The 4,496-nt window shown below is 63.5% G+C and carries 3 protein-coding genes; 2 read left to right on the top strand and 1 reads right to left on the bottom strand.

The window, feature by feature from the left end; translation table 11 throughout:
- The first annotated feature begins 108 nt into the window (after positions 1-108).
- Together ACOJTD_RS02770 and ACOJTD_RS02765 are read left to right on the top strand one after the other, a co-directional pair.
- Positions 109-1,488 carry a cation diffusion facilitator family transporter gene (locus ACOJTD_RS02770; protein WP_420131416.1) on the top strand — a complete coding sequence of 460 codons (1,380 nt, stop codon included), beginning with the start codon at positions 109-111 and terminating at the stop codon, positions 1,486-1,488.
- A 218-nt stretch (positions 1,489-1,706) separates the two neighbouring features.
- The gene (locus ACOJTD_RS02765) at positions 1,707-4,019 is read left to right on the top strand and encodes an ATP-binding protein (RefSeq protein WP_420131415.1); all 2,313 of its coding nucleotides are present in this window, start codon (positions 1,707-1,709) and stop codon (positions 4,017-4,019) included.
- Positions 4,020-4,237: 218 nt separating this feature from the next.
- On the opposite strand, the gene ACOJTD_RS02760 is transcribed toward ACOJTD_RS02765, so the two are convergent.
- Positions 4,238-4,496 (bottom strand): autotransporter domain-containing protein (locus tag ACOJTD_RS02760; protein WP_420131414.1); only part of this gene is annotated, 259 nt, incomplete at its 5' end.

Genomic DNA, 4,496 nt, shown 5'->3' with positions numbered 1-4,496 from the left:
GGACGTTTGAACTAAGACTAATTCGCAATTGCACTCCTCGCGCAATTGCGAGCGCGTTTTGCCTGCCTTGGCTTTTCTGTGCGGGAGCGGGCTGCTAAACCCCGCGCCATGACTAACTACGCCAGCACCAAATCGCGTGTGGCTGCGGTCTCCGTGCTGGCGAGCGCCAGCATGGCCGCGGCGAAATTCGCCATCGGCATCGCCATCGGTTCGCTGGCGCTGATCTCCGAGGCGTTGCACAGCTCGATCGACCTCGTCGCCACCATCATCACCTGGCTGGTCGTGCGGGTGTCGGATCGCCCCGCCGACGACGCGCACCACTATGGCCACGGCAAGATCGAGAGCCTGTCGGCGCTCGGCGTGATCGCCCTGCTCTACGTGCTGGCCGGCGGCATCCTGGTCGAGGCCACAAGCCGGCTGCGCGAAGGCGCGCCGCCGCCGGCCTTCTCCTGGCTCGCCTTCGGCATTCTCGGCGTCGATATCGTCGTCAACTCCTGGCGTGCCTGGGCGCTGCACCGGACAGCGGTCGCGACGAAGAGCCAGGCGCTCGCCGCAGACGCGCTGCACTTCTCATCCGACGTGCTGGGCTCGTTCGCGGTGATCGCCGGCCTGTCGCTGTCGGCGATGGGCTTTCACTGGGGCGACGCCGCCGCTGCGATCGGCGTCGCGGTGATGATTTCGATCCTCGGCCTGCGGCTCGGCCGCTCGACGATTCAGACGCTGCTCGACCGCGCGCCCGAAGGCGTGTCCGACAAAGCGCGCGACGTGATCAGCGCCGTGCCGGGCGTGGTCGGCATCCCGCGGCTGCGCGCCCGCATGGTCGGCCCGACACATTTCATCGACGCGCTGGTCGAAGTGCCGCGCACCTATCCGATCGACCGCATCGACGAGATCAAGCGGCGCGCCGACGAAGCCCTCAAGCAGGTCTATGAAGACGCCGACCTCACCTTCACGGCTGTCCCGGTGGCGCGAAACAACGAAACCGTGCGCGACCGCGTCATGGTGATCGCGCGTAACTCCGGTCTCGCCATCCACCACGTCACTGTGCACGATCTCGGCTGCAAGATCACCGTCAGCATCGACCTCGAGGTCGACGCCGATATGCCGTTGATCGAAGCTCACGACATCGCGCACGAACTCGAGCGCCAGATCCGTGACGAGTTCGGCACCGACGTCGAGGTCGACACTCACATCGAGCCGCTGGAGCCGGACATGCCGCAAGGCGCCGACGCTCCGCCGCAGCGCACCGAGCAGATCCGTGTCTCTCTGATCGACTTCGCCAAGGACAGCCCTATCCATCACATTCACAACGTCCGGGTGCGCGACACCGAGGCCGGTGAGATCGTCAACTTCCATTGCTACGCCGCGCCGACACTCAGCGTCATCGCGGTGCACGAGCAGGTCGACAAGATCGAGCGGCGACTACGCCGCGCGTTTCCAAGCGTGAAGCGTGTCATCAGTCACGCCGAACCGCCGAATGCCGACTAGCGTACGAACCTGCGTGAAATACGAGTCTCCGTTCTCGGTTCGGACTCACCTCACGGACAAATGAGAGCGCGATTCATCTTTGGATAAGAAATTTTCCGATCGGTCGAATCGTTGACTCTCGACAGCCCCCCAAAAGTGGATTCAAATCATCCTCATGATTCGAACGACGAATAGTCGTTTGAACGGGGTGCTGACGGACATTTGGTGGGGGCCACGGTATGGCGCGCGTGCAGGCGGCGAGCGCCTGCGTTCAATCCGATTCGATCAAAGGATTGGCGCAGTCGATCGCTAAACCGGCCTACCATCGGCTGTTGACGGCCGAGCCGGTGCTCCGCCGCGCCGTCCCGATCCTGATCATCGCATTCCTCGTGACGATTTGCTTCGGCGCCGCCGTGCAGGTCGTCGATCAGACGCGTCAGAAGAACTCAGCGCTCAATCGCGACCTGTGCGCGCTCGCCGATCTGCTTGCCGAACGCCTCGAGCACATCGGCGTGGTCCGACTCGACCGTCCCGCATCGGTCGAGCGCCTGCAGAATCTGTTGCCCGCGCTGATTCCGTCTTGGGGGATCGCCGCCGGTCGGCACGTCATCGTCACCGGAATTGATCAACGCATACTGGCGCGCGTGCCCGGCGATGACAGCGCGCACTCTGCAAACAAATTTCTGGAGATCATCAGCGCCGCTCCGCCGCTGACTCGCTCCGCACAGCAAGGCACAGTTTCCCAGATCGTCTTGCCGAGCGGCGCAACCGCGCTGGCGACGCTGCACATCGTCAAATCCCTGCCGGGCCAGGTCATCATCATCCAGGAAGACACGAGTTCGTTTCTGCGCTCCAACACCGCCTTGCAGATCACGCTGTCGGCGACCACCGGCTTCGTCGTGCTGATTCTCGGCTTCGCATTCCACTGGCAGTCGACCCGCGCCCGCGAGGGCGACCTGATCAACGATGCGGTGCGCAGCCGGATCGACACTGCGCTCAATCGCGGCCGCTGCGGCTTGTGGGATTGGGACCTGTCGCGTGGCCGGATCTTCTGGTCCCGGTCGATGTTCGAACTACTCGGCCTCGAGAGCCGCAGCGACCTTCTGACGTTCGGAGAGGTCAACGCTCTGGTCAACGTCGACGACATCGACTTGTTCGCAATCGGCGACAAGCTGATCACCGGCAACGCCGATCACATCGACCACAGCTTCCGGATGCGCCATGCCAAAGGCCACTGGATCTGGCTGCGCATGCGCTGCGAACTCAGCCAGGAGACGCTGACCGACAACAAGCACCTGATCGGCATCGCGGTCGACGTCACCGAGCAGAAGAGTCTTGCCGAACGCACCGTCGAGGCGGACCTGCGGCTGCGTGATGCGATTGAGACGATCCCCGAGGCATTCGTGCTGTGGGACGCCGACAACCGACTGGTGCTGTGCAACTCGCACTTTCAGCGGCTGCACAAGCTACCCGACTCCGCGGTCGCGCCCGGCACATCCTACGAGACGGTGATCGAAGTCGGCCGCATGCCGGAGATCCGCACCCGACTCACCGACGTCGGCAGCTCGGCGCCGGGCGCCCGCACCTTCGAGGCCCAGCTCGACGACGGCAGCTGGCTGCACATCAGCGAGCGTCGCACCAAGGACGGCGGCTACGTCGCGGTCGGTACCGATATCACCCGCATCAAGGCGCACGAACAGAAGCTGGTCGACAACGACCTGCGGCTGCGCGCCACCGTTGCCGATCTGAAGATCTCGCAGGTGAAGCTGGAACGTCAGGCGATTGAACTCGCCGATCTGGCGCGCAAGTACGCCGAGGAAAAGACCCGCGCCGAGGAAGCCAATCAGACCAAGTCGAAGTTCCTGGCAAATATGAGCCACGAACTCCGCACACCGCTCAACGCCATTATCGGTTTTTCGGAGATCATGGGCAGCGGAATGTTCGGCTCGCTCGGCTCCGAGAAGTATCAGGAATACTGCCACGACATCATGACCAGCGGGCATTACCTGCTGGAGGTGATCAACGACATTCTCGACATGTCGAAGATCGAAGCCGGCCGGATGCGGCTCGAAATGGAAGAACTCGACCTCGCCCGCACGCTCGGCGAGTCGCTGAAAGTGGTGGCCGGCCGCGCGCATAACAAGCATCTTGAATTGCGGCCGGAGATCGAAGACGGCATTCCGATCGTCGCCGACCGCCGTGCGATCAAGCAGATCCTGATCAATCTGCTGTCGAACGCCGTGAAGTTCACTCCCGATGGCGGTCAGGTGAAAGTGCGCAGCCGGACCCGGCGAGACTCAATCGTCCTGATGATCGCCGACACCGGCATCGGCATCGCCCCGCAATCATTGCGCCGCCTCGGCCAGCCGTTCGAGCAGGTCGAAAGCCAGCTCACCAAGAGCTATCACGGCTCGGGCCTGGGTCTTGCCATCGCCAAGTCGCTGACCACCCTCCACGGCGGCTCTATGCGACTGCGCTCGACCCTCGGCGCCGGCACCGTCGTGATGGTGAAGCTCCCCCGCAACTGCCGCGTCAGGCAGATGGCCGCGTAACGTCTGGCTCGTGAACTAAGTTGCCGTTCTGAACCGCATCGACGCGGCGCGAGCGCCTCGGCGATTGGTTTTAGACAGGCGGTTTCCGACAGCGCGAAGCGTCATCCCGAAACGCCCGACAGGGCCAAGCGTCTCCATGAACGAGGAGATGCATCATCGACGGCGTACGGTTCAATCGGCCAGCAACGGCAATCGTCAGCGCGACGACAAGATCTCGCTCACCAACTGACGCGCGCGCCGGCGGAGACCTGATGGCTGGTCGCATTGCTGCGGTACTCGCCGTTATAGGCGGCGAACAGCCGGAACGTTTCGGTGTGCCATCCGGAGACCTTGGCACTGACCAATGCGGCGTTGCGGCCGGGCTGAGCCCCCTGAACCAGGAACGGCTGATCGAGCAGTGCAGCCTCGCTGACCAGCGTGGTGTCGCGCAGATCGTAGCCCCAGCCGAGCTTCAGCTCGGGCATGATGGTCATTCCG

The sequence above is a fragment of the Rhodopseudomonas sp. genome, assembly GCF_048594845.1.
Taxonomy (GTDB): Bacteria; Pseudomonadota; Alphaproteobacteria; order Rhizobiales; family Xanthobacteraceae; genus Rhodopseudomonas.
This window is presented reverse-complemented; position numbering and strand designations above follow the sequence as displayed.

What these genes read in the sequence shown, in the direction of transcription:
- ACOJTD_RS02770 (WP_420131416.1), top strand. Translation starts at nt 109, where the DNA reads ATGACTAACTACGCCAGCACCAAATCGCGTGTGGCTGCGGTCTCCGTG.
- ACOJTD_RS02765 (WP_420131415.1), top strand. Translation starts at nt 1,707, where the DNA reads ATGGCGCGCGTGCAGGCGGCGAGCGCCTGCGTTCAATCCGATTCGATC.